Origin of the sequence: Paenibacillus hemerocallicola, from assembly GCF_006265175.1 — a bacterium.
GTDB classification, from domain to species: Bacteria; Bacillota; Bacilli; order Paenibacillales; family NBRC-103111; genus Paenibacillus_AB; species Paenibacillus_AB hemerocallicola.
Map to the genome: position 1 here is coordinate 1 of NZ_VDCQ01000027.1, position 20007 is coordinate 20007.

Here is a 20007-nt window from a genome sequence, read left to right on the forward strand (position 1 = left end):
AGAAGCACGGTCAGAGAAGCACGGTCAGAGAAGCGTGGTCAAGAGGCATGGACTGGTGACTTCAACGAGAAGCCGGACGAGAGGCGTGGAAAGCGGGCTTGCCAAATGCAAAAGTGCATGTTGTTTTTGCGAAAATAAACGGATTTTCCCGTTTTGCCTGCTTAAGTGCAGGTGGTTAGTCCGATTTTTCCGCTTGAAAGGAGCATTAGGGAGAACCAACTGCACTTTTGCAGGCTAGCGGACGAGAATGACGGATTTAAGTCGAAACTGCATGCACTTTTGCATTTATGGCAAATTTAGCAGTGTCGAATGTCTTTGAAGCTTTTCGTAGCAACCTTTTTGCTATTTTCCCAATACCATGAAAAAGTACAGTTATTTGGGCGTTTTGCAGTCATAGTGGGGGATTAACTGGAAAACATACATCAAATTGTTCCGAGCCTGTTCTGAATAGCTCCAATTTAATGAATTACATACATGTTTTCCATTTAATTGTTACTTTCTCGCCCATCTGTTGCGATTTAGATGGATGTTTTCCAGTTAGTACTTGCGCTTCCTAGTCCCGTCTACTCTCTTATGCCAAGCTGCTGATCATTCCCTGCGAAGCTGCTCCACAAAAGCCCCCGCTTCCGCTCCGATCGTAAACATGCGCGGGCTGCCGCCGCGTCCCATCAGCATCAATCTCGTATCGTGCGGGGTCGCCGGATCCCACATGACGTACAGCTCCGTCACATCCCCGCGGTACCAGCCGTTATTGACGTTTAGCGGAGGCTCGAAGGGCACCTTCAAGACATAGCCGCTTGTCGGATCGAGACGAAAGCCGCCCCAAGCCCCGCGGATCGAAGCGATCCAGGACTCGCCCGTGCGGCGAAAGATGGGCGAGTTCGGCAGCGAGCGGATCACCTGCCCGCGGACTACGTCGAACAATTGGACGGGGGAAGCCGACGTCACACTGGCGGCAGTCCAACCGGATTGCAGTCGCGAAGCTTCCGCAGCCGTTGCCACCCCGCCGCCTTCCGGCACTACCGCACGAACCAAACAAAGCGTCAAACAAACAAGGATCGCCCTTCTCCAACCGGACATGACAGGTTCTTCCTTTCCAGCTTCCGACTCTGCGCGCTTAAGATTACCTTTCCGCAAACCAGCCCGGATTATTCATTCGATTTCAAACGGAAAACCGAGCCGTATCAACGGTTTTGGCGGCCGTTGGCGCTTCTCCGGCCGTTCGCGGGGCTTATTCCCGGTACCTTGAGGCGGTCTTCGACACTCGACCTAGGGCCAGTGTCAAAAACCGTCGCGGGTCCGTTTTGGCCGGACCCCGTTTAGCCTAAAATGAAAACATAAGCGAGAGACAAACAAAGAAAGGCGGTGAATAAGAATGAAATTGAACAGCAAAAGCGGCTTGGCTATTCTGCTAATCGCCTGCGGCGCCCTGATCCTGCTCGGCAAGATCGGCTTCGGCCTCGGATACCTGATGAGCTTCTTGTTCCCGATTGCGCTTCTCGGGCTCGGGTATTACGGAATCCGCAACGGCAGCAAATTTTTCGGATGGGCAATCTTCGTAGTCGGCCTGTTCGCCCTGATCGGCAAGTTTTCCGGGTTGTTCGCCATCATCTTCGCGGCGGGATTGATCATCTTCGGCATCTCGATACTCAAAAAGAAGCGAAGCATAGTGTAAGGAAATCTTAGGCGATACCGACTCACACATAGATGGAATAGACGAAGGAGGATGGGAAGATGAGCCTGATGAGGCGGATGAGAGACATAACCGTCGCCACGCTGAATGAGCGATTGGAGCAGGCGGAAGATCCGGTCAAGCTGATCGATCAATATTTGGCCGCCCAAAGAGAGCAAATTATGCAGTCGGAGAAAGTGCACCGCCAGCTGATGGTTCACGCCCAGTCGCTGCGCCAGCAAGTAACGTCGGCGGAGCAGCTGAGAGACAAGCGGGAACAGCAGGCGCTGATCGCCCTGAAAGCCGGCGAAGATCACGTAGCCAAGATGGCGCTTCAGGAGAAGCTGCTGCAGGAAGAAAAGTACGAGCAATTCAAGGAGCTGTACGATCAGAGCAAGCATTCGATCGTAGAGCTGGAAGAACAGCTCGATCAGCTCAAGCGCGACTTCGACGAAGTATTGAGCAAGCGGCAATATTACATGGCACGACTCGAATCGGTCCGGCTGCAGAAGCGGATGAACGAATCGATGCAGGGGAGCTTGGGTATTAACGGGCGCACCTTCCATCGGCTCGAGGAACGCATATCCGACATGGAGCTCGAGACCCGGTCGCTGCGGGACGTCCGGCAAATGGGAAGAGAGCTGGCCCATGCGGGAGGCGAGATGCAGCAGGCGCTCGAACGCGAGCTGTCCCAGCTGCGCACCAAGCTGGAGAAGGAAGGATGGTTGAAATGAAGAAGCTGTACCGTTCCCAGCGGGACAAAAAGCTGTTCGGCATATGCGGAGGCTTGGCCGAGCTGTTGAATGTGGACGCGACGCTGCTTCGCCTGGTAATCGTAGTAACGACCTTCTTCACCGGAGGAATTCTGATTCCGATCTATATCCTGGCGGCGCTCGTCATTCCGAAGGAACCGACTTTCGAACAACCGATGATGAGCTCGTGGAATCAATACGGAGCAGGCCATCATCAGGCTTACACCGCTCCTCAAGGCGGCTACGGCTTCCAGCAAGCGCCCAATTACGCGCCGAAACCGAGTGCGGCACCGCAAGAATCCGCCAATCTCGATCACATGATGAAAGATATCGAAAGCAAAGCCATGTGGAACGAAATTCAAGAATTGAAAGCCAAACTGTCCAAATACGAGAAGGGAGACGTGTAAACAATGGGAGTATTTAAACGGATTAAAGATATGACGAAGGCATCGGTGCATGAGTTGTTGGATAAGGTGGAGGATCCGGTCGTCATGCTGAACCAGTACATCCGCGACATGGAGGAGGAAATCGCCACTGCAGAGGTGACGGTAGCCCGTCAAATCGCCAACGAGCGCAAGCTGCAGGAGCGTCTGAACGAAGCGTTCCGGTTGAGCGCGGATCGCGAAGCGAGAGCGGCCGAGGCGCTGAAGAACGGCCAGGAAGCGACCGCCCGTCAAGCCTTGGAAGAAAAATTGTACTACGATCAGAAAATCGTGGAATATACCGACATGCATGCGCAATCGAAAGGCCAAGCGAGCGATCTGACCAACCAGCTGCACGCCATGAAGGACGAATACTACAAATTGCGCAACAAGCGCAATGAGCTGTCTAGCCGCGCCGAGCTTGCGAAAGCGAAGAAGCAAATGGCCCAAGTAACGACGACGAATTCGATCGAATCGGGCAACGCGTCCCGCGGATTCCACAGGATGGAAGAGAAAATCATCCAGCTGGAGGTCGAAGCCGAAATCGCCCGCACGCCATACGTCCCGGCAAACGCCCTGCACTCGGTCCCGTCGATCGACGCCGCAAAGCAGCAAAAGGTTGACGAGCAGCTGCAGCGTTTGAAGGAAAAGCTGTCCGTCACGCCGGCAGCCGCCGAATAATGTTTTTGAAGCGGTAACCGAATTATGATATTCTAAGTTTTGGGAGCAAGGGCCATAGGGCGAAAAACCTTTCGCGCTATGGCTTTTCCCGTATGCTGCTTCCGGGCACACAAGCGAAAACAGGAAGGAGGTGCGGCAATGGGAAATCGCAACCGCAACACGGCAATTTTGCTCATCGCGGCCGGGCTGTTCATCTTGATCGAGCATTACATCAACTTTTTTACCATTGCCGCCCTGTTGTTCATCGCGCTCGGCGTATACAAAATACGATCGTCACCGGACAAAACCGGATATGTCCTGCTCGGCGTCGGGGTTGTCCTGCTGTTCAGCGGACACTTCACCTTCATCTTGTCCGTCGTGCTCATATCTCTTGGCCTGTTTTACATGAAATCGAAGCAGGCGCATCGTGACGATTCCTATACGCAGAAGCAAACCATTTTGGAAAGCTTCAAACGGGACAAGGAACCATGGGAGCTGAAAAACACGAGCATGTGGAACGTGGTCGGCGAAATTTATATGGACCTGTCCCTTGTTATGCTGGACCAGAAGGAAACGACGATCGTACTGCAGGGCGTGTTCGGGGATGTCGACATTATCGTGCCGGAGTTTCTCGGCGTCAGCGTGAATGCTTCCGCGCTGGTCGGCCAAATCAATGCCGGCAACGAAAAAGAGACGGGACTCGTCAATAAAGTGAACTGGCAATCGCCGAACTACGAGACGAGCGATCAGAAAGTGAAGCTGATCGTATCCTATGTCGTAGGAGACATCGATATTAAAATGGTGTAGAACGAGCACTGAGGAGGATCGCTCTCTTGAACAAAAAATTGACGAACATGATATGGCGCAGCATGGGCGAGTCTATCCTCCTCAGCCTTTTTTTGTTCGGCACGGTTATTTATGTGCTTAATTATTACGGGTATATCCGTCCGTTTACGAATTGGCGGGAAGGCATTACGATCAGCCTCATACTGATAGGCGTCGTAGCTATTCTCGGCGGCGCTTACGGCTATTGGTCGGGCAGCAGGACTACGCGTAGGCTGGAGCTGCTGCAGGATGCGATGCTGCATCTGGAGAAGGGCAACCTGAGCCGCCCGGTTCCCGACCTCGGACAAGACGAGATCGGACGGATCGGGGATCAGTTGGGCCGCATCAGCACAAGGTGGGAGGAGCAGGTATCCTCGCTGCAAAGACTGTCCACGAACAATGCGGAGCTGGCCGAGAAAGCCAAGCTGTCCGCGGTCGTGGAGGAACGCCAACGACTTGCCCGGGAGTTGCACGACGCGGTCAGCCAGCAGCTGTTCGCGATTTCGATGACGGCAACGGCGGTAGGCCGGACGCTCGAGAAAGATTTCGACAAGGCCAAGCGGCAAATCGCCCTGATCGAGGAGATGTCCTCCGTGGCCCAGTCGGAGATGAGAGCGCTGCTGCTCCATCTGCGGCCGGTTCATCTGGAAGGCAAGCGTCTGTCGCAAGGCTTGATGGAGCTGCTCCAAGAGCTGCAGGCGAAAGTGCCGATCGAGATCGCCTGGGATATGGACGAAAGCATCAAGCTGCCGAAAGGCATCGAGGACCATTTGTTCCGCATCGTGCAGGAGGCGCTGTCGAACACGCTCCGGCATTCGAAGGCGAGTCAGATGGAGCTTAAGCTGCAGCGGCCGTCCGAGCATATCCGGTTGTCCATCCGGGATAATGGCGTCGGCTTCGAGCTGGACGAGAACAAGCACGCGTCTTACGGCATTCAGTCGATGAAGGAAAGGGTCAATGAAATCGGCGGAGCGATCCAATTCGTGACCGCTCCGGGCAAAGGGACCCGGATCGAGATTCGCGTACCGATCTTGACCGAAGAAGGAGGAGACACGACCGATGGAAGCGGAAATCAAAGTGTTGCTGGTGGATGACCACGAGATGGTGCGTATCGGCTTGGCGGCCGTACTCGGAACCGAAGATGGAATCGAGGTGGTCGGCGAGGCGAGCAACGGGCTGGAGGGGATCCGCCTTGCGCAGGAATACAAGCCGGATGTCGTTCTGATGGATCTCGTCATGGAAGGGATGGACGGGATCGAGACGACACGGAAGCTGCTTGCGCAAATGCCGGAAATCAAAGTCATCGTGCTGACGAGCTTTCTGGATGACGAGAAAATGTATCCGGTTATCGAAGCGGGCGCGTTCAGCTATTTGCTCAAGACGTCCCGCGCATCGGAAATCGCCCAAGCGATCCGGGCCGCCGTGAAAGGCCAGTCGGTGCTCGAGCAGCAGGTGGCGGTGAAGATGATGAACCGCTTCCGCCAGCCAAAGCCGGTCGCAGAGCCGCACCACGATTTGACGGACCGCGAGATGGAAGTGCTGCAGCTGATTGCGGCGGGCAAGTCCAATCAGGAAGTCGCGGACGCGCTGTTCATCGGGATCAAGACGGTCAAGTTCCACGTAACGAACATATTGGCGAAGCTAGGCGTCGAGGACCGGACGCAGGCGGCCATTTATGCTTTCAAGCACGGCATCGTAGAGTAGCCGGTCTCAGGCATAGTCGATTCTTTTATCGTATCTTAGGGTATGGAGCTGGTTGCTGTCGGGAGAATGAAGTTTTCTTGTTGGTAAGCAGTTCCTTTACCGAGTGGCGGCTGAAACCCGAACGTGTCGCGGCGTTACGGGCTTTTTTGGCGTTGTTTGCGAAACTGCCCGGTGTTGTGCAAGCAAGTTGACATAAAACACGATATTATATACTATTGTATATATAATGTTTAGGGAATGATCGAAATTACGCACAGCGAAGGACGGAACCCATAATGGATCGACAAGTGCAAACGCAGCCGCTGATTATCCAGAAGCAAAATATCAGCGAGGAATTGGTGAAATACATCAAGCAGCAAATTATTTCAGGGGAGCTCAATCCGGGCGATCGGATCGTGGAGACGAAGCTGGCCCGCGAGCTAGGCGTCAGCCAGACGCCGGTGAGGGAAGCGATCCGCCATTTGCACGGGGAAGGCATCATTACGATCGTGCCGAACAAAGGGCCGATGGTCCGCACCCTCGACATGAAGGACGTGTTCGAAATTTACTCGGTCCGCTCGATGCTCGAAGGGCTGGCGATCCGGCTCGCGACGCAAAACGCGACGGATGAGCAAATCGCCGGACTGGAATCGTTCTACGGGGAGATGAAGCAGAAGCTGCACGACGATTCGGTCACCAGTCTGCTTCACGATTCGTCGCACATTCACCGGGCTATTATCGAGATGGCCGGCCATTCGCGCCTGCTGAACATGTATCAGTCGATCTCGTTTCAAATATCGCTCGTCAATCGGCTGCTGGGGGCGAAATCGACGAAGCAAAAAGAGGTCGACCAGCATCTCGAGCTCATCGAGGCGCTCAAGAAAAAAGATCCGGACTCCGCGGAACAGACGATGCGCAAGCATATTTTCCGTTCGTATCGGGATTTCGTTCAATTAACCGAGAAAAAGGAGCAGCAGCTCGAATTCGACGAGAAGCTGTGGCTGTGACGGGGAGATTCCCCCGACGAGCCGACCAAAGAACCTAAAGAACCGCGAAATGCGGAACTTTAGGTTCTTTTTTGGCTTGGCAAGCGTCTATAAGTCAATGGCGCCGAATGCTTTCCATGTCCCCGGCGTTCCCCCGGCCGTACAGATCCAACCTACGCTTGCTCCCGGAGACGGTGCCGTGTTATAGAATATATCTCCTTGCTTCCAAACGCCGTCGACGGGCGCAGCACTGGCATATCCGAATGCCGGCGCCATGGCTGCGGAAGCCCCGGTGAAGGTGTTGCCGATAAGCGCGGGCAGCGGCGAGCTGCTGAGCTTGGTCAAATCGCCGGTGCCTGGATTCAGCGAGACATTGCCGATCAATGTCATTTTCTCGCGAACCTGATAAGAATACTGCGAAGCGTTCCTCGCCACATTGCCAATTGCGACCGCGTGCTGTCCGGATAATACGAAGGCGATGGTACCCCCTTCCGCCGTGTTGAGGGCATAAACCGGACTTTCCAATATCCCCGCGGCGACATGAAGGCACGTCTGCGCCGAGGTCGTCTTCAATTTGTTGCCGGTAAAGCTAAAGCCTTTGCCGCCGCCCGACAGCAGAGCGATGATAATGGCTTGCTCTACGGCCTCGATTTCGTTGTTATGTATACGCACGCCGTTCGTATTATTGGAGTTCGCATCGGTAAAAATGCCTTTCCGCACATTGCGAATCCGGTTATTCTCGATCGTGACGCCGTCCACATTTTTGGATATGAAAATGCCGCCGCCCACCCGCTGCCCGTTAACGCCATTAATCGTATTGCCGACAATGAGCGATTGTCTCGTAAAGGACGCGCTAATTGCGCTTTCGTAATTATCGATCGCATTGTCATTGTTAAGATGATTAATGGAATTGTAGGCGATCGTATTGCCGTAATTCATATAACCGGCTACCGTGCCGTGGTCGTCGATGGCATGCGCTCTTTTCGTCGCATCGCCAATGTACCGGTCGGCCTTGCCTCCGCTGTAAATCGTGTTGAAAGCGGCTACATTATTGTTGGCGCCTTTGTCGAAATCGATGTGGGTAAGCGTCTGACCGTCGAACAGGCAGTGCGTCACCTTATTGTACCGGGTCGCTCCGCCGGCGAATTCCAACGTGTTCCAGGCAAACTCGCCTTTAAAATAGCAGTCGATAAACGTATGCCCTTCGTTGTAGTGGACGAATTCGTCCGTAGGAATCAGGTTCTCCCAATTGCTGAGCACCCGAATGGCGAAATCGACGCTGGCGGTGCCGCTCCGGATAAACCGGCATTTGCGGACCGAGACGCGATAGCAGCCGCCGATGCCGCCGCCCCAGCCGCTCTTCTCCTCGTCCTTGGCGATCAGCGCCAGTTGCGGTCCGGAAGGATGGCCGTATTCATCGTTGAGTCCCGGATCAAGAAAGGTAACGTTGTCGATGACGCAATCGCTGGAGGCGTTGACAAGGACGCCGTAGCTCACATGATTAGCCGGCAGCCGGGCGGAACCGTTCTGGTGGAGGCAGAAGTCTTTAAGAATAGCGTACTGTACGCCCACCATATCGATCATTCCGTGGTACAGATGGGCGGTTCCCCAGCCGCTGGCGGCAAATGCTTTAATAACCGTCGCGTCGCCTTCTCCGTGCAGCATCACCCGGGGAGCCATTGCCAGCGGGGCGCTGATCATGTAAGTCCCTGACGGAATGCATACAGTGCCGCCCCCGGCCAGAGAAGCGGCGTCTATTGCGGCCTGAATGCTGGAAGTATCGTCAGTCGTTCCGTCTCCCTGAGCGCCATGATCTCTCACATTTTCCACACACATGTGATCCAGGCGGGTGATGACGCTCGCGATTTGATCTTGAACCTCCTCGCAGCACGATTCCGAACCTCCTCCATAGACCGAATTGGTAACGCTTCCTTGGAGCGGTGATGCGTCGACCAGGCCAGGGGCTCCCAAAGCCCGTGAGCCCAAAGCGATCCCGGCAATGCCGAGCGAGGCCAGAAGCGTCCTCCTGTTCATTTTCATGCTCTGATTTTGCCGGTGCGCCTGTTCCGATAGTTCCAATTGCCGAGTTTGTTCCGATTGTCGCTCATCCGCTTTGCCGATCATATATACCGCCTCCTGGAATTGGAGAACCGACTGGCGGTTCTCTGCGATTCGCATTGCCGTTGGAACTGTATGAGAGGTCGTAGCATGTTGATGAGATTATATACGTAAACGTTAACTGTGTAAATAATAAAATTGAGTAATCCATGTTCTGCTTGATGAATAGGGTTAAAAGCTTGTGTGTAAGGGTAGTGTGGAGAGTGGAGTCGTTTTTTTGTTTTGCGATTGACGAGGATAACGTTTACGTGTATACTTCAGCTGACGGAATACATGTATCATTAAACGACTAGGGGGATGCTTGTGCCTACTATCAAGGATATAGCGAAATTGGCCGGCGTTACCTTTGTTTCGGTGTCCAGGGCGTTAAATAACGAACCCGGAGTGAGCGAGGAGACGCGCCGGAAAATTCTCGACATTGCCAAGCAAATCAATTATGTGCCCAATCTGGCCGCCAAACGGCTGGTCGACCGTTCCTCGAATGGGATCGGCCTCATATGGCCGAAGCGGGAAGAACCGTTTTTTTACCGCACGTGCAATCAAATCCAGGAAGAGGCCGCGGCCCGGGGCTTTACGGTCATGGTATCGTTCGCGGAGCGGGAGGAGGCGCTTCGCTCGTTTCGCGAATTTTTTATCGGCAGGGCGATTTGCTGGCTGGACAAACGGTCGACGCCGGAGTATACAGAGGCCAAGGAGCAATTCCGCGGCAAGGTTCTGGAGGTCGGAGGCCGGGAGCGTTGGAAGCAGGAGAATGCGCATTGGCTCGATATCGATCGCAAAGGAGCGATCAAGCAGGCGATGAGCCATTTGTTCGAGCTCGGGCATACGCGCATCGCTTTCCTGGGAGGCCATTCGGACAAGTGGCTGGGCTATACGGAATCATTGGTAGAGCTTGGACTGGAGTTCAGCCCGGAGCTGAACGTGATGACATTGGTCGGGAATCCGGACATGCCGCAGAAGGTCCGCGACTTCGTGCACAATTACAGCGAATACGGCGCGACGGCGATCGTGATAGACAGCGAAGCCATGCTGCGCGAATTCGTCAAGACGGCCTATGTGGAAGGCGTGCGCATTCCCGAACAATTGTCGGTTGCCGTATACGACGATGTGCCCGAGACGCAGTCGCTGCTCCCTATTCCGATTACGACGGTAGGGCCCGATATCGTCGGATTGGCCCGAACGATTATCGATCTGATTACAGTTGAGGCGGATGCCGCCGAGGAAGGCCTATTTTTTCGCAAAATGATCGAAACGGAGCTGAAGGTCCGGGAATCGACCCGCCAGTGGGGTTGAGCCGGACTGCCGCTTTTCCCGGTAAGGCAAAAAATTTTATTCGTTTAAGTAAACGTTAAACTATAAATACAAAGAAAAACATGTATTTCAAGGTAAGCGTATAACTTAATCGGAAAGGAGGGGAGCGGTATGTGAAGTCTATTCGGGAACAAAAGGATTGACAGAGGATGGAAACTCATGCTGGTTACCACATTTTCGAAAGGGGACGCAAAATATGAAAAGATTCGCAATCGGGCTGTTGGCAGGGACTACGGTATGGGGGCTGGCCGCGTGCGGCAGTTCGCCGGACACTTCGAAAGGCGCGGAGCAGGGAGAGGGCGCGAAACCGTTGCCAGCCGCGCAGACGGAACCGGTGGAAATCAACATCTACTCCAACAACAACGCCTCGGAGCAAGTGTTCAACGAGAGTTATGGAAACGCTCTCAGAAAAGCATTTCCTCAGTACACGATCACCTACATACAGAGCAAGAAGGGGACGACGCTGCCGGAGATGATCGCTTCGAAAACGAGGATCGATCTGTTCTGGACGTCGATCGGCAATTATGAAACGGCGTTGTTCGAGCATGCCCTGGAATTCGATATGACCGCCCTGATCCAAAAGCACGGCATCGATCTGAATCGGCTGGAGCCGTCGGTAATCGAGGCGATGAAGCAAATATCGGGAGGGAAGATGTACGGGATTCCGGTCGCCACGAACAGCCTTGCGCTGTTCTATAATAAAGATATTTTCAATAAGTTCGGCGTTCCGTTCCCGACGTCGGACATGACCTGGGACGAGGCGAACGAGCTGGCCCGCAAAGTGACCCGTTCGGCCGACGGCAAGCAATATTACGGCATCGCTTCTTCGCGGGACCATATTATCCGGATGAACCAGCTTTCCGTGCCGAACGTCGATATCGCCACCAAGAAGCCGACGCTGCTGACCGACGGCCGCTGGAAACGATTATTTGAAACCGTATTCATCAATCCGTCGTCAGACAGCGGTTACCGCGATGCGATGGCCAAACTGAAAAATTTTCCCGCATTGGACCAGTTCGCAAAGGAACAAAGCTTGGCGATGCTGGTATACCCGAACACGCTTCCGACCTCCGTACCGAACGAATTGAAAACGATGGACTGGGACATAGCCCCGCTGCCGACTTTCAAGGAGCTCCCCAATGTCGGGTCGCAATCGTATCCGGTTTACTTCGGCCTTACGTCGCAGACGAAAAACAAAGACGCGGCGATGGAGCTGCTGAAATTTATGGTAAGCGAGCCATACCAGAACGAATTGGCCGGAAAAGGCGTACTGCCGATCATTCAGTCTGAAGCGACCAAGAAGCTGCTGGGGGCCAATACGGCATTCAAGGACAAAAACTACCAGGCGATGATGGCTCGCAAGTTTGCGCCGATTACGCCCAAAATTCCCGAGTACGACACCGACGTCTTCCGCGCTTACCGGGATCAGGCTTATCCGCTGGCGCTAGGGGAAACGGATATCAACACCGCATTCCGCATCGCCGCCGAGCAGGCCGAGAAGGTTATTCAGGAGAAGGGCCGCAAGTAATGCCGGATGGTCATGGCCGTGTCTGGTCGGCCGGGTTCGTTCGCCCGACAGGCTGTGAGGCTCGTTATTGTTGCGTTGCGATAGATGCGGTGAAGGCACGTAACCTTCTGTTTACGGTAAAGGAAGCAGATAAAAGCCATTGCCGGCATGGGCGGTAACAAGTGGAATACAGTAGGAGGAACGAGTCTACCGCTATATGACGCCTATTTGGAAAGCGCTGAAAAATATGCATTTTGGGCCAATAGAGGAACGAGCCGTTCCTTCATATTGGCCTTTTTCCGCGTGATGGGCTCGTAGCGGTGTACTCGTTGGCGCAGAAGGAAGCTGGTCGCCAATAACCCAAGGGTGCGCTCATGGATGGAGCGACAATTAGCGCGGCTAATTAAATTCATACCAGGAGGAAGCGTCCGGATAGTGGATTGGTAAAGGACCAAGTATGGAGGAGTATTTATGCGAACGTATATTGAACTAAATACAATCCTTGCGGAATGGATTGACGATATAATATATATTATATATAATGTTTAATACGAGACGTTTTTTTCAACCACAACGTCGCTATCTTTTTCAACGGGCAACGTGCTGTTTTCATAGAGACGGTGCGGCAGGACGCAATGTGACACCCGGTCGCGCGGCTAGGCTCAATCGACCGCAAAGGAGACAAATATGGCAATCGAGCAGACGAAGACGAAACATCCTGCTTTGACCATGCTGGAGGAGATGATCCGCATCCAGAGCGTCAATCCCCATTTTGACGCAACCGGGCAAGGGGAGCAGGCGATGTCCGATTATGTCGAGCGCCGCTGCAGGGCGGCAGGGCTGACCGTGACGAGGCAGAGCGTATTCCCCGGACGCGACAATCTGATTATCGAGCTGCGCGTCGGCAAGCCGGATAAGGCGCTGCTGTTCGAGGCTCATATGGATACGGTCACGTTGGGCGCGATGCCGAACGCGCTCGAGCCCGCGTACCGCGACGGCAAGCTGTACGGACGCGGCGCCTGCGATACGAAAGGATCGCTTGCCGGGATGCTGTATGCGATGGAACGGTGCGCGCGGCAGCCGGAGCTGGCCGGCGGCGATTTGATCTTATGCGCTTCGGTGGACGAGGAGCATGCTTATAAAGGGCTGCTCGCGTTCATGGAGCTCGATATGAATGTAGCGGGCGCCGTCGTCGGCGAGCCTACGGAGCTGGGCATTACCGTGGCGAACAAAGGCTGCGTCCGGGTCGCGATGACGACTCACGGCAAAGCGGCGCACAGCTCGATGCCGGCCGAAGGAGACAGCGCTATCATTCAAATGATGCGGGTCATCCGCTTCATTCACGAGAAGCTGGAGCCGGAGCTTGCCGCCCGCGTTCATCCGCTGTGCGGCAGTCCGACGATTGTCGTCGGCACGATCCGGGGCGGGACGCAGATCAATATCGTCCCCGACCGTTGCGTCATCGAGGTGGACCGGCGCATCATACCGGGCGAGCGTCCCGAAATCGTGGAGAGGGAGCTCGAGGAGCGGCTGATTCGCGAGCTGTCGCCCGAAGGCGTGAAGCTGACCGTCGAGCGGCTGCTGCTGGACTGGGCATTGGATACGGCCCATGACGAAACGATCGTGACGGCGGCGCGCCGGGCTGCCGCAGACGTCGGCTTGAGCGACCGGATCCGCGGCGTCACGTACGGCTGCGATGCGAGCAAGCTGCAGGAATTCAAGGGCATCTCGTCGATCGTCTATGGCCCGGGCTCGATCGCCCAAGCCCACACGAACGACGAATGGGTGCCCGTCTCCGACGTTGAGCAGGCCGCCGAGTTTTATTTGCGGCTGGCGCAAACGTTCGGTCGCGTTTGAACGAATTGGCCCGGATCGAGTCAGAGCGATCCGGGATAGGAGCAGGGAGGTCCTTATGCGTATATCATCTCGCGTACACATGGTCGGAAGCGGGCGGCATGGCCTGCAGATGACGCATTTGATCGATTGCAACGTGTATTTGCTCGACGGCGGCTCAGAATGCGCGCTGATCGATGCGGGAGGCGGCGTGGAGCCGGAGCGGATCGAAGCGAACATCGCCGCTGCGGGCATTTCGCCCCAACGGATTACGAAGCTGCTGCTGACGCACGCTCACGGCGATCACGCCGCCGGAGCCCGGCATTTCCACGACCGGTACGGAGCCGAGCTGATTGTCGCGGCGGAAGCGGCTCCGTGGATGGAGAGCGGCGACATGGAGAAGAACAGCCTGCTTGCGGCAATCGAGGCAGGCGTATATCCCCGCGACTACCGTTTTCCGGCTTGTCCGGTCGGAAGAGCGGTTGCGGAAGGCGATATCATCCGGGTAGGGGAGCTCGAGCTTGCCGTGCTGGAGACTCCGGGACATTCCCGGGGGCATGTCAGCTATATGTGGGACGGGGAGGACGGCAGGGCGATTTTTGCCGGAGACGTTATTTTCGCCGGAGGGAAAGTAGTGCTCCAGTCGACATGGGACTGCTCCATCCAAGAATACGCCGCGACGACCGCGAAGCTGCATGCGCTCGGCATCGACGCCTTGTACGCCGGTCACGGGGCCCCCGTGCTTCGGGAAGCGCACCGTCATATCGGGCGGGCTCACGAATGCTTCCGCAATTTGGATCTGCCCCCGAATTTATAGGGAATGGACTTCCCGGAAAGTCATACTTATTTACGATAACCGGAAGGTGGAGGGAACGAATGGATGCTTTGATTGATCGGTCCGCGTTTATCGGCTTGGATCAGCGTACATGGTTTTACGGCGGCGCCGAATCGCCCCCGCTTCACGGGATGAGGGAAGCGATGAACACGTATGTGGCCAATCGGGCGGGCGGTCCTGACGGACGCAAGAAGAACAGCGAAGTGGAGCAAGCCTGCAAGAGGAATATCGCCGCGATGCTAGGAGGACGACCGGAAAATATCGCGTTGCTGTCCAACGCCTCCGAAGCCATATCGATGATTGCTTCCTCTTTCCGATTTCAAGCGGGCGACAATGTCGTCCTCAACGATTTGGAGTTTCCTTCCGGCGTATTACCCTGGCTGCAATTGAAGTCGGCGGGCGTGGAGATACGGGTCGTCCCGAGCCGGAATTGGCAGGTTGCGGCGGAGGATTTGCTGGCGTCCGTCGACGGCAACACCCGAATGGTCGTCACGAGCCATGTAAGCTATATGTCCGGAGCCCGGATCGATTACAAAAAAGTATATGCCGAGCTGAAAAAGACGAAGGCGCTGCTGCTCGTAGACGCGACGCAATCGTTAGGTGTCGTTCCGGTTACCATAAACGATGCCGATTTCGTCGTTTCCAGCTCCTATAAATGGCTGATGGCCGGTCACGGAGCCGGAATACTGGCGGTGAATCCCGAGCGGGCGGACCGGTTCGAGCCCCGCAATATCGGGTGGCGGAGCGTGGAGGACATGTTCAGCGACACCCGGTTCGAGCACTTCCGGTTTTTCTCCGACGCGCGCCGCTTCGAGGGCGGATATCCCAGCTATCCGACGCTGTATGCGATGAAGCATTCGACAGACCTGCTGCTATCCATAGGCATCGACCGGATCGAGCGGCACGTTCTCGAGCTGGGCGGCAAGCTGATCGAGAGCATGAAGCGGATCGGCTATGAGCCGATGACACCCGAGAAGCCGGAGCTTAGAGCCGGCAATATTTCGTTCGTATGCCCGGACGGCGAAGCGTTCGCCGATAAGCTGATCGAACAAGGGACGTACGTATGGGGCGGTGACGGCAGACTGCGGGCATCCGTCCATTTCTATAACAACTCGGACGACGTGGCCAGACTCGTCGGGCAGTTGGCCGCGATCGCGAGCGAGCGGGCTTCCTGAGGAATTCTGCGATACGGAAATTCGATTCGAACGGAGGGCTTTATGGATATCGGAATTATTACCGGACTTAAGCCGGACGGAAAAAGCTTTGAATCGGTGAAGCAGTTCGGCTTGCGCACATGCCAACTGGTCAGTTGGCATCCGACGCTCGCTACCCGCGAGACGGCAGAGGCGATCGTTCGCGAATCGGAGCAGTCCGGTGTCCGCGTATGCGCCGTGTGGGCCGGATTTCCGGGGCGGATGGTGTGGAATTTCAAGGAAGGCCCCCTCACCCTCGGACTCGTTCCGGAGGAATCGCGTCCGGAGCGCGTCGAGGCGCTCAAACGCTGGGCCGATTTCGCGGCTTGGATCGGAGCACCGGCGATCATTACGCACTGCGGGTTCATCCCGGAAAATTTGACCGATCCCGCTTTCGGACCGATCGCCGATGCGATTGGCGAGGTGGCCGAATATTGCGCGGACAAAGGCGTCGGCTTCTGGTTCGAGACGGGGCAGGAGACGCCGGTCGTGCTGCTGCGGACGATTGAGCGGATCGGGACCGGCAATCTGGGCATCAATCTGGACCCGGCCAACCTGATTTTGTACGGCAAGGGCAATCCGGTGGACGCGCTCGACGTGATCGGCCCTTACGTCCGCAACGTTCACGTGAAGGACGGCTTCTATCCGACGAACGGCGACGAGTTGGGAGAGCAGGTAGCGGTCGGACGGGGCAAGGTCGATTTCCCGAAGCTGTTCGAAGGGCTGAAGGCGCACGGCTTCCAAGGGGAATGGATCATAGAGCGGGAAGGCCGCGTCGGCGAAGAAGAGAAAAATCGCGATATTATCGATACGATCGACTATTTGAAGCGGCATGTGGCCGGGATTAAGGCTTAGAGCCGAGACTACGGGACCGAAGGGGAGACGGCTGCAATGAAGGCATTGGTATGGACCGGCGTGGAAACGATGGAGGTCCGGGAAACGGAGCGTCCCGCGTGCGGTCCGGACGAGATTTTGATCCGCGTCGAGGCGGTCGGGATATGCGGCTCGGAAATCGAAGGCTATTTGGGGCACAACAGCTTGCGCGTGCCGCCTCTCGTCATGGGGCACGAATTTTGCGGCACGGTCGTTGACGCGGGCGAAGGCTTGCCGGTTGCTGCCGGTGACGCGAACGGGGCCAGGGAAGGAAGGAGCGCATCTGCGTACGGCTCTATTTCGATCGGGCAAAAAGTAGTCGTCAATCCGCTGCTCGCATGCGGCGAGTGCCCGTCATGCCGGAGAGGACTGCCGCAGCTGTGCGCGAAGCGGGCTCTCGTCGGCGTCCACCGGCCGGGCGCGTTCGGGGAGCTTGTCAGCGTTCCCCGCTCCGCGGTCGTGCCGGTGCCGGCCGACATAAGCCCGTTCCGTGCGGCGCTGTCGGAGCCTCTCGCCTGCTCGCTGAGGGCTACTCGCCGCGCGCTGGAGCGGCATCCGTTCGCGGGCGTGCTCGTCTTCGGAGCGGGCGGCATCGGGCTGCTGTGCGCGATGACGGCCAAGCTGCTCGGCGCGTCGCGCGTCATGATCGCCGATACGAACGCGAAACGGCTGGAGATGGCTGCTTCGCTTGATATCGGCGAAACGGTAAATCCGCGCGAGGAAGACTTGGGCGAGCGTGTCCGCGCCGCCTTCGGGGAAGGCGGACTCGATGCCGTTATGGACGCCGCCGGGTTCCAGCCGACACGGGAGGCCGCGATCCGACTCGTGCGTCCGGGCGGAACTTTTATGAATATCGGTCTCGGCATCGACGATACGGTACTGCCGATCAATCATTTGATCCGCGGCGAAATCGATATTCTCGGATCGTTCTGCTACTCGCGGCAAGATTTTCATGATGCGGTGCGACTGTTGTCGGAAGGCCGGATCACCGAGGAAGGCTGGACGGAAGTGCGGCCGCTCGCAGCCGGAGGAGACGCATTCGCGGAATTGGTCGCAGGTCGCGTGCACGTAGGCAAAATCTTTTTGCAGCCGTAAATGGCTGTTGCGCCAGCTTGATCGAAGGCCGCCCCTGCCGGCGGCTTTTGACGTTCCATCCGGTTCCCGGTACAATATCGGTAGCAAGGCGGAATGCTCCGCCGCATACGGTTGGGGGAACGGATATGAGCGGTACGCAATGGGTCGTGCTGGTCGTTTTTTTGGCGGCGACGATCTGGTTTGTATGGGCGATGAGCAAGAAGTGGAAGCAATAGTCTTGCAATAGAAGCTCACCAATCGTGCCTCTTCTTCATAAACTGTCCTAATAGCTGGCCGGAAGCGGCAGCCGGAAGGATGAGGAGACATGATTCGAACGCGCAATCCTCGCCGGGATGACCGGATCATCCTCGATTTGGTGAAACGGGAGCTGTTCGCCTACACGCTTCAGACGATGCCGGACTTGCGATGGGACGCGGCGGAGGTCAGGAGGAGACTGAATCGCAATGTTACGTTCGTAGCCGTACCGGGACGGCTGAAGACGGTAGGCTTCGCTTCCGTCAAAAAGAACGGAAAAGACATGTTTCTGGATATGTTGGCGGTCGACCGGGACAGCCAGGGGCGGGGATGGGGCTCGGCGCTTCTGAAAGAAGCCGAGCGGTACGCCCGCAATAAGGGCTGCAGCACGGTCAGGCTGTTCGTCGATGAGGCCAACGGCAAAGCCCGGATGTTTTACGCCCGATACGGCTATACGGAGCAAGGATACATTCCAACGGTGAGAAGTATTGCCATGAGCAAAACCTTGCAGCCGCTTCCTGTGAAAAACGTCCGTCAACCCATGTAAAGAGACACTCTCCGTTCGAAGGAACGAGCGGGGAGTGTCTTTTTTTTGGCATGCTCTCTACCGGCGATTTCCATTCCGCTCGGCGGGTGTTCGGACAGTCGACCGCCATCGATTACAGAAGCGGAAACAGACCGGCGACGCTGCTCAGCTCAAGCGCCACTCTCGCGCCGAACGGCGAAGGAAACGGGAATTGGCCGAATTCGGCGGCCGGGTACGCCGATACATTCGCCGGTCCGCCGCGGCTTTTGCCAGATTTTCCGGCGCCTTTTTTGCCGGAAAGGTTCGTTTTCCGTTTCGACCGTTCCGCCGTGCCGGCAGACTGCTCCGTTGCCGGATTGTCGTTCAATATGAGCTTGCCGCCGTCGACTTTGCTGATGATGCCATAATGGCGCGAGTCGTCGTGAAGCACGGCGACGACCGGATACCCGATCAACCGGCGGCATGTTTCCTCGTCAAGCGTGAAATGTTCGTTCATCGTTGCTGCACCTCCTTAATCTGTTGTTGCTATAGGCTATTCGCCGGGCATTTGCCGCGCATGGTCGGGTGCCCAGCGGGTGAGCGCCTATTTTTGCCGCCATTGCGCTTTCAACTTTCGCCTGTTTCGGCTATGCTAGTAAAAGATGGAACCTAATGGACAGGCAGCAAACGGGAGGGATCGGATGATGAACCGTCAAAGCCGACTTTGGGCAGCCTTGCTGCTCGGAGCCATTGTTTTAAGCGGTTGGACCGCCTATAAAGGTACGACGAGAGCGGCCTTCGACACGTTCTCCGATACGGAGACGATGCTGCGTGCGGCGGACAGCTTATTCACGGTCCCCTATACGGTCGTTCTGCAGCATTCCGGTCCGTACCGCACATTCGATAGCGATGCTTCATTCGCCCGGTTGGGCGACGTTGCAGCGAGGGAATTCGGTTTGGCCGAATCGAAGCCGGTGCACGATACGAACGGACACCGCATTTATTCCGCATCAGGAACGCCGCCGTCGGCAGGCGGTGGCCGGCTGGAGCTGGCTTTGTCCGGTTGGGCCGACGGCACGACAAATGTAACGGTACGTTGGCTCGCTCCGGCAGGCGCGGAGAAGGACAAGCTGCTGTCGTGGGCGCGCGATGCGGCCGCCGGCATGGAGAATATCGGCGTGCAGGCCAAATGGATAGTCACGCTGCGCGGCAATATCGGATTGCTGACCCCTGATGCCGTGAAATCGTTAAGGGAGAAAATCGGCAGCGTATATAAAGCGGTCGCTATCGAGTCGTATGCCGATTCCGGCAGCGAAATCGTGTCCTATGCCAGTACGCTGCTGGAGCCGGGCGTCCGGAGCGGCGGCGGGAAGGTGAACCTGCAGGCAGCTCTGCACCGCGACTCCATTTATGGAACCTACCGGCTGACGATCGCTACTCCCCTGATCCCTTCCGAGCTGTAGGCTCCTGCATCAAGCCGCTTCAAACCATGGAATGTCTAAG

At 56.3% G+C, this 20007-nt stretch carries 20 protein-coding genes; 17 read left to right on the forward strand and 3 right to left on the reverse strand.

From position 1 onward, the window contains the following. Positions 1-588 precede the first annotated feature (588 nt). A complete protein-coding gene (locus FE784_RS19165) occupies positions 589-1080 on the reverse strand; it encodes a hypothetical protein (protein ID WP_139603836.1) in 492 nt (163 codons plus the stop codon). 295 nt (positions 1081-1375) lie between these two features. Here FE784_RS19165 and FE784_RS19170 point away from each other — a divergent pair, with 295 nt between their 5' ends. The 8 genes from FE784_RS19170 (at position 1376) to FE784_RS19205 (ending at position 7021) form a co-directional block, all read left to right on the forward strand. Continuing rightward, positions 1376-1675, forward strand: a complete 300-nt coding sequence (locus tag FE784_RS19170; protein ID WP_139603837.1) for a LiaF transmembrane domain-containing protein — start codon at positions 1376-1378, stop codon at positions 1673-1675. A 59-nt stretch (positions 1676-1734) separates the two neighbouring features. Next, complete coding sequence (locus tag FE784_RS19175; RefSeq protein WP_139603838.1) at positions 1735-2406, forward strand: PspA/IM30 family protein; 672 nt, start codon at positions 1735-1737, stop codon at positions 2404-2406. Next, the gene (locus tag FE784_RS19180; RefSeq protein ID WP_342779119.1) at positions 2394-2831 is read left to right on the forward strand and encodes a PspC domain-containing protein; all 438 of its coding nucleotides are present in this window, start codon (positions 2394-2396) and stop codon (positions 2829-2831) included. Before FE784_RS19175 ends, FE784_RS19180 begins: the two co-directional genes overlap by 13 nt. Before the next feature lie 3 nt (positions 2832-2834). Beyond that, entirely contained in the window at positions 2835-3527 is a 693-nt protein-coding gene (locus tag FE784_RS19185) for a PspA/IM30 family protein (protein ID WP_139603839.1), read from the forward strand. 138 nt (positions 3528-3665) lie between these two features. Further along, positions 3666-4313: a cell wall-active antibiotics response protein LiaF gene (gene liaF / locus FE784_RS19190; RefSeq protein ID WP_139603840.1), complete on the forward strand. Its 648-nt coding sequence runs from the start codon at positions 3666-3668 to the stop codon at positions 4311-4313. Between the two features lie 47 nt (positions 4314-4360). Beyond that, positions 4361-5425: a HAMP domain-containing sensor histidine kinase gene (locus FE784_RS19195; protein ID WP_139603921.1), complete on the forward strand. Its 1065-nt coding sequence runs from the start codon at positions 4361-4363 to the stop codon at positions 5423-5425. Continuing rightward, positions 5391-6035, forward strand: coding sequence for a response regulator (locus tag FE784_RS19200; RefSeq protein ID WP_139603841.1), 645 nt, complete (start codon positions 5391-5393; stop codon positions 6033-6035). The genes FE784_RS19195 and FE784_RS19200 overlap by 35 nt, the downstream gene beginning before the upstream one ends. 275 nt (positions 6036-6310) lie before the next feature. Then, the gene (locus FE784_RS19205; protein WP_139603842.1) at positions 6311-7021 is read left to right on the forward strand and encodes a GntR family transcriptional regulator; all 711 of its coding nucleotides are present in this window, start codon (positions 6311-6313) and stop codon (positions 7019-7021) included. A gap of 87 nt (positions 7022-7108) precedes the next feature. Here the strand turns inward: FE784_RS19205 and FE784_RS19210 are convergent, their stop codons facing one another. Then, complete coding sequence (locus FE784_RS19210; RefSeq protein ID WP_218103791.1) at positions 7109-9124, reverse strand: glycosyl hydrolase family 28-related protein; 2016 nt, start codon at positions 9122-9124, stop codon at positions 7109-7111. Positions 9125-9421: 297 nt separating this feature from the next. Between FE784_RS19210 and FE784_RS19215 the strand changes: the two genes are divergently transcribed. The 8 genes from FE784_RS19215 (at position 9422) to FE784_RS19250 (ending at position 18546) form a co-directional block, all read left to right on the forward strand. Next, a complete protein-coding gene (locus FE784_RS19215) occupies positions 9422-10411 on the forward strand; it encodes a LacI family DNA-binding transcriptional regulator (protein WP_176706362.1) in 990 nt (329 codons plus the stop codon). A gap of 214 nt (positions 10412-10625) precedes the next feature. Beyond that, on the forward strand, positions 10626-11957 hold the full coding sequence (locus FE784_RS19220) for an ABC transporter substrate-binding protein (RefSeq protein WP_139603844.1): 1332 nt from the start codon (positions 10626-10628) through the stop codon (positions 11955-11957). Positions 11958-12623: 666 nt separating this feature from the next. After that, entirely contained in the window at positions 12624-13793 is a 1170-nt protein-coding gene (locus FE784_RS19225) for a M20 family metallopeptidase (protein ID WP_139603845.1), read from the forward strand. A gap of 55 nt (positions 13794-13848) precedes the next feature. Continuing rightward, on the forward strand, positions 13849-14586 hold the full coding sequence (locus FE784_RS19230) for an MBL fold metallo-hydrolase (protein ID WP_176706363.1): 738 nt from the start codon (positions 13849-13851) through the stop codon (positions 14584-14586). 59 nt (positions 14587-14645) lie between these two features. Further along, complete coding sequence (locus FE784_RS19235; protein ID WP_176706364.1) at positions 14646-15779, forward strand: aminotransferase class V-fold PLP-dependent enzyme; 1134 nt, start codon at positions 14646-14648, stop codon at positions 15777-15779. 42 nt (positions 15780-15821) lie between these two features. After that, entirely contained in the window at positions 15822-16652 is an 831-nt protein-coding gene (locus FE784_RS19240) for a sugar phosphate isomerase/epimerase family protein (protein ID WP_139603848.1), read from the forward strand. Between the two features lie 36 nt (positions 16653-16688). Further along, a complete protein-coding gene (locus tag FE784_RS19245; RefSeq protein WP_139603849.1) occupies positions 16689-17765 on the forward strand; it encodes a galactitol-1-phosphate 5-dehydrogenase in 1077 nt (358 codons plus the stop codon). A gap of 304 nt (positions 17766-18069) precedes the next feature. Further along, the gene (locus FE784_RS19250) at positions 18070-18546 is read left to right on the forward strand and encodes a GNAT family N-acetyltransferase (protein ID WP_139603850.1); all 477 of its coding nucleotides are present in this window, start codon (positions 18070-18072) and stop codon (positions 18544-18546) included. Between the two features lie 112 nt (positions 18547-18658). On the opposite strand, the gene FE784_RS19255 is transcribed toward FE784_RS19250, so the two are convergent. Further along, positions 18659-19021 carry a hypothetical protein gene (locus FE784_RS19255; RefSeq protein ID WP_139603851.1) on the reverse strand — a complete coding sequence of 121 codons (363 nt, stop codon included), beginning with the start codon at positions 19019-19021 and terminating at the stop codon, positions 18659-18661. 184 nt (positions 19022-19205) lie between these two features. On the opposite strand from FE784_RS19255, the gene FE784_RS19260 reads away from it, so the two are divergent. Continuing rightward, positions 19206-19967 (forward strand): YwmB family TATA-box binding protein, encoded by a 762-nt coding sequence (locus FE784_RS19260; RefSeq protein WP_176706365.1) that lies wholly within the window; start codon positions 19206-19208, stop codon positions 19965-19967. Positions 19968-20007: the final 40 nt, after the last annotated feature.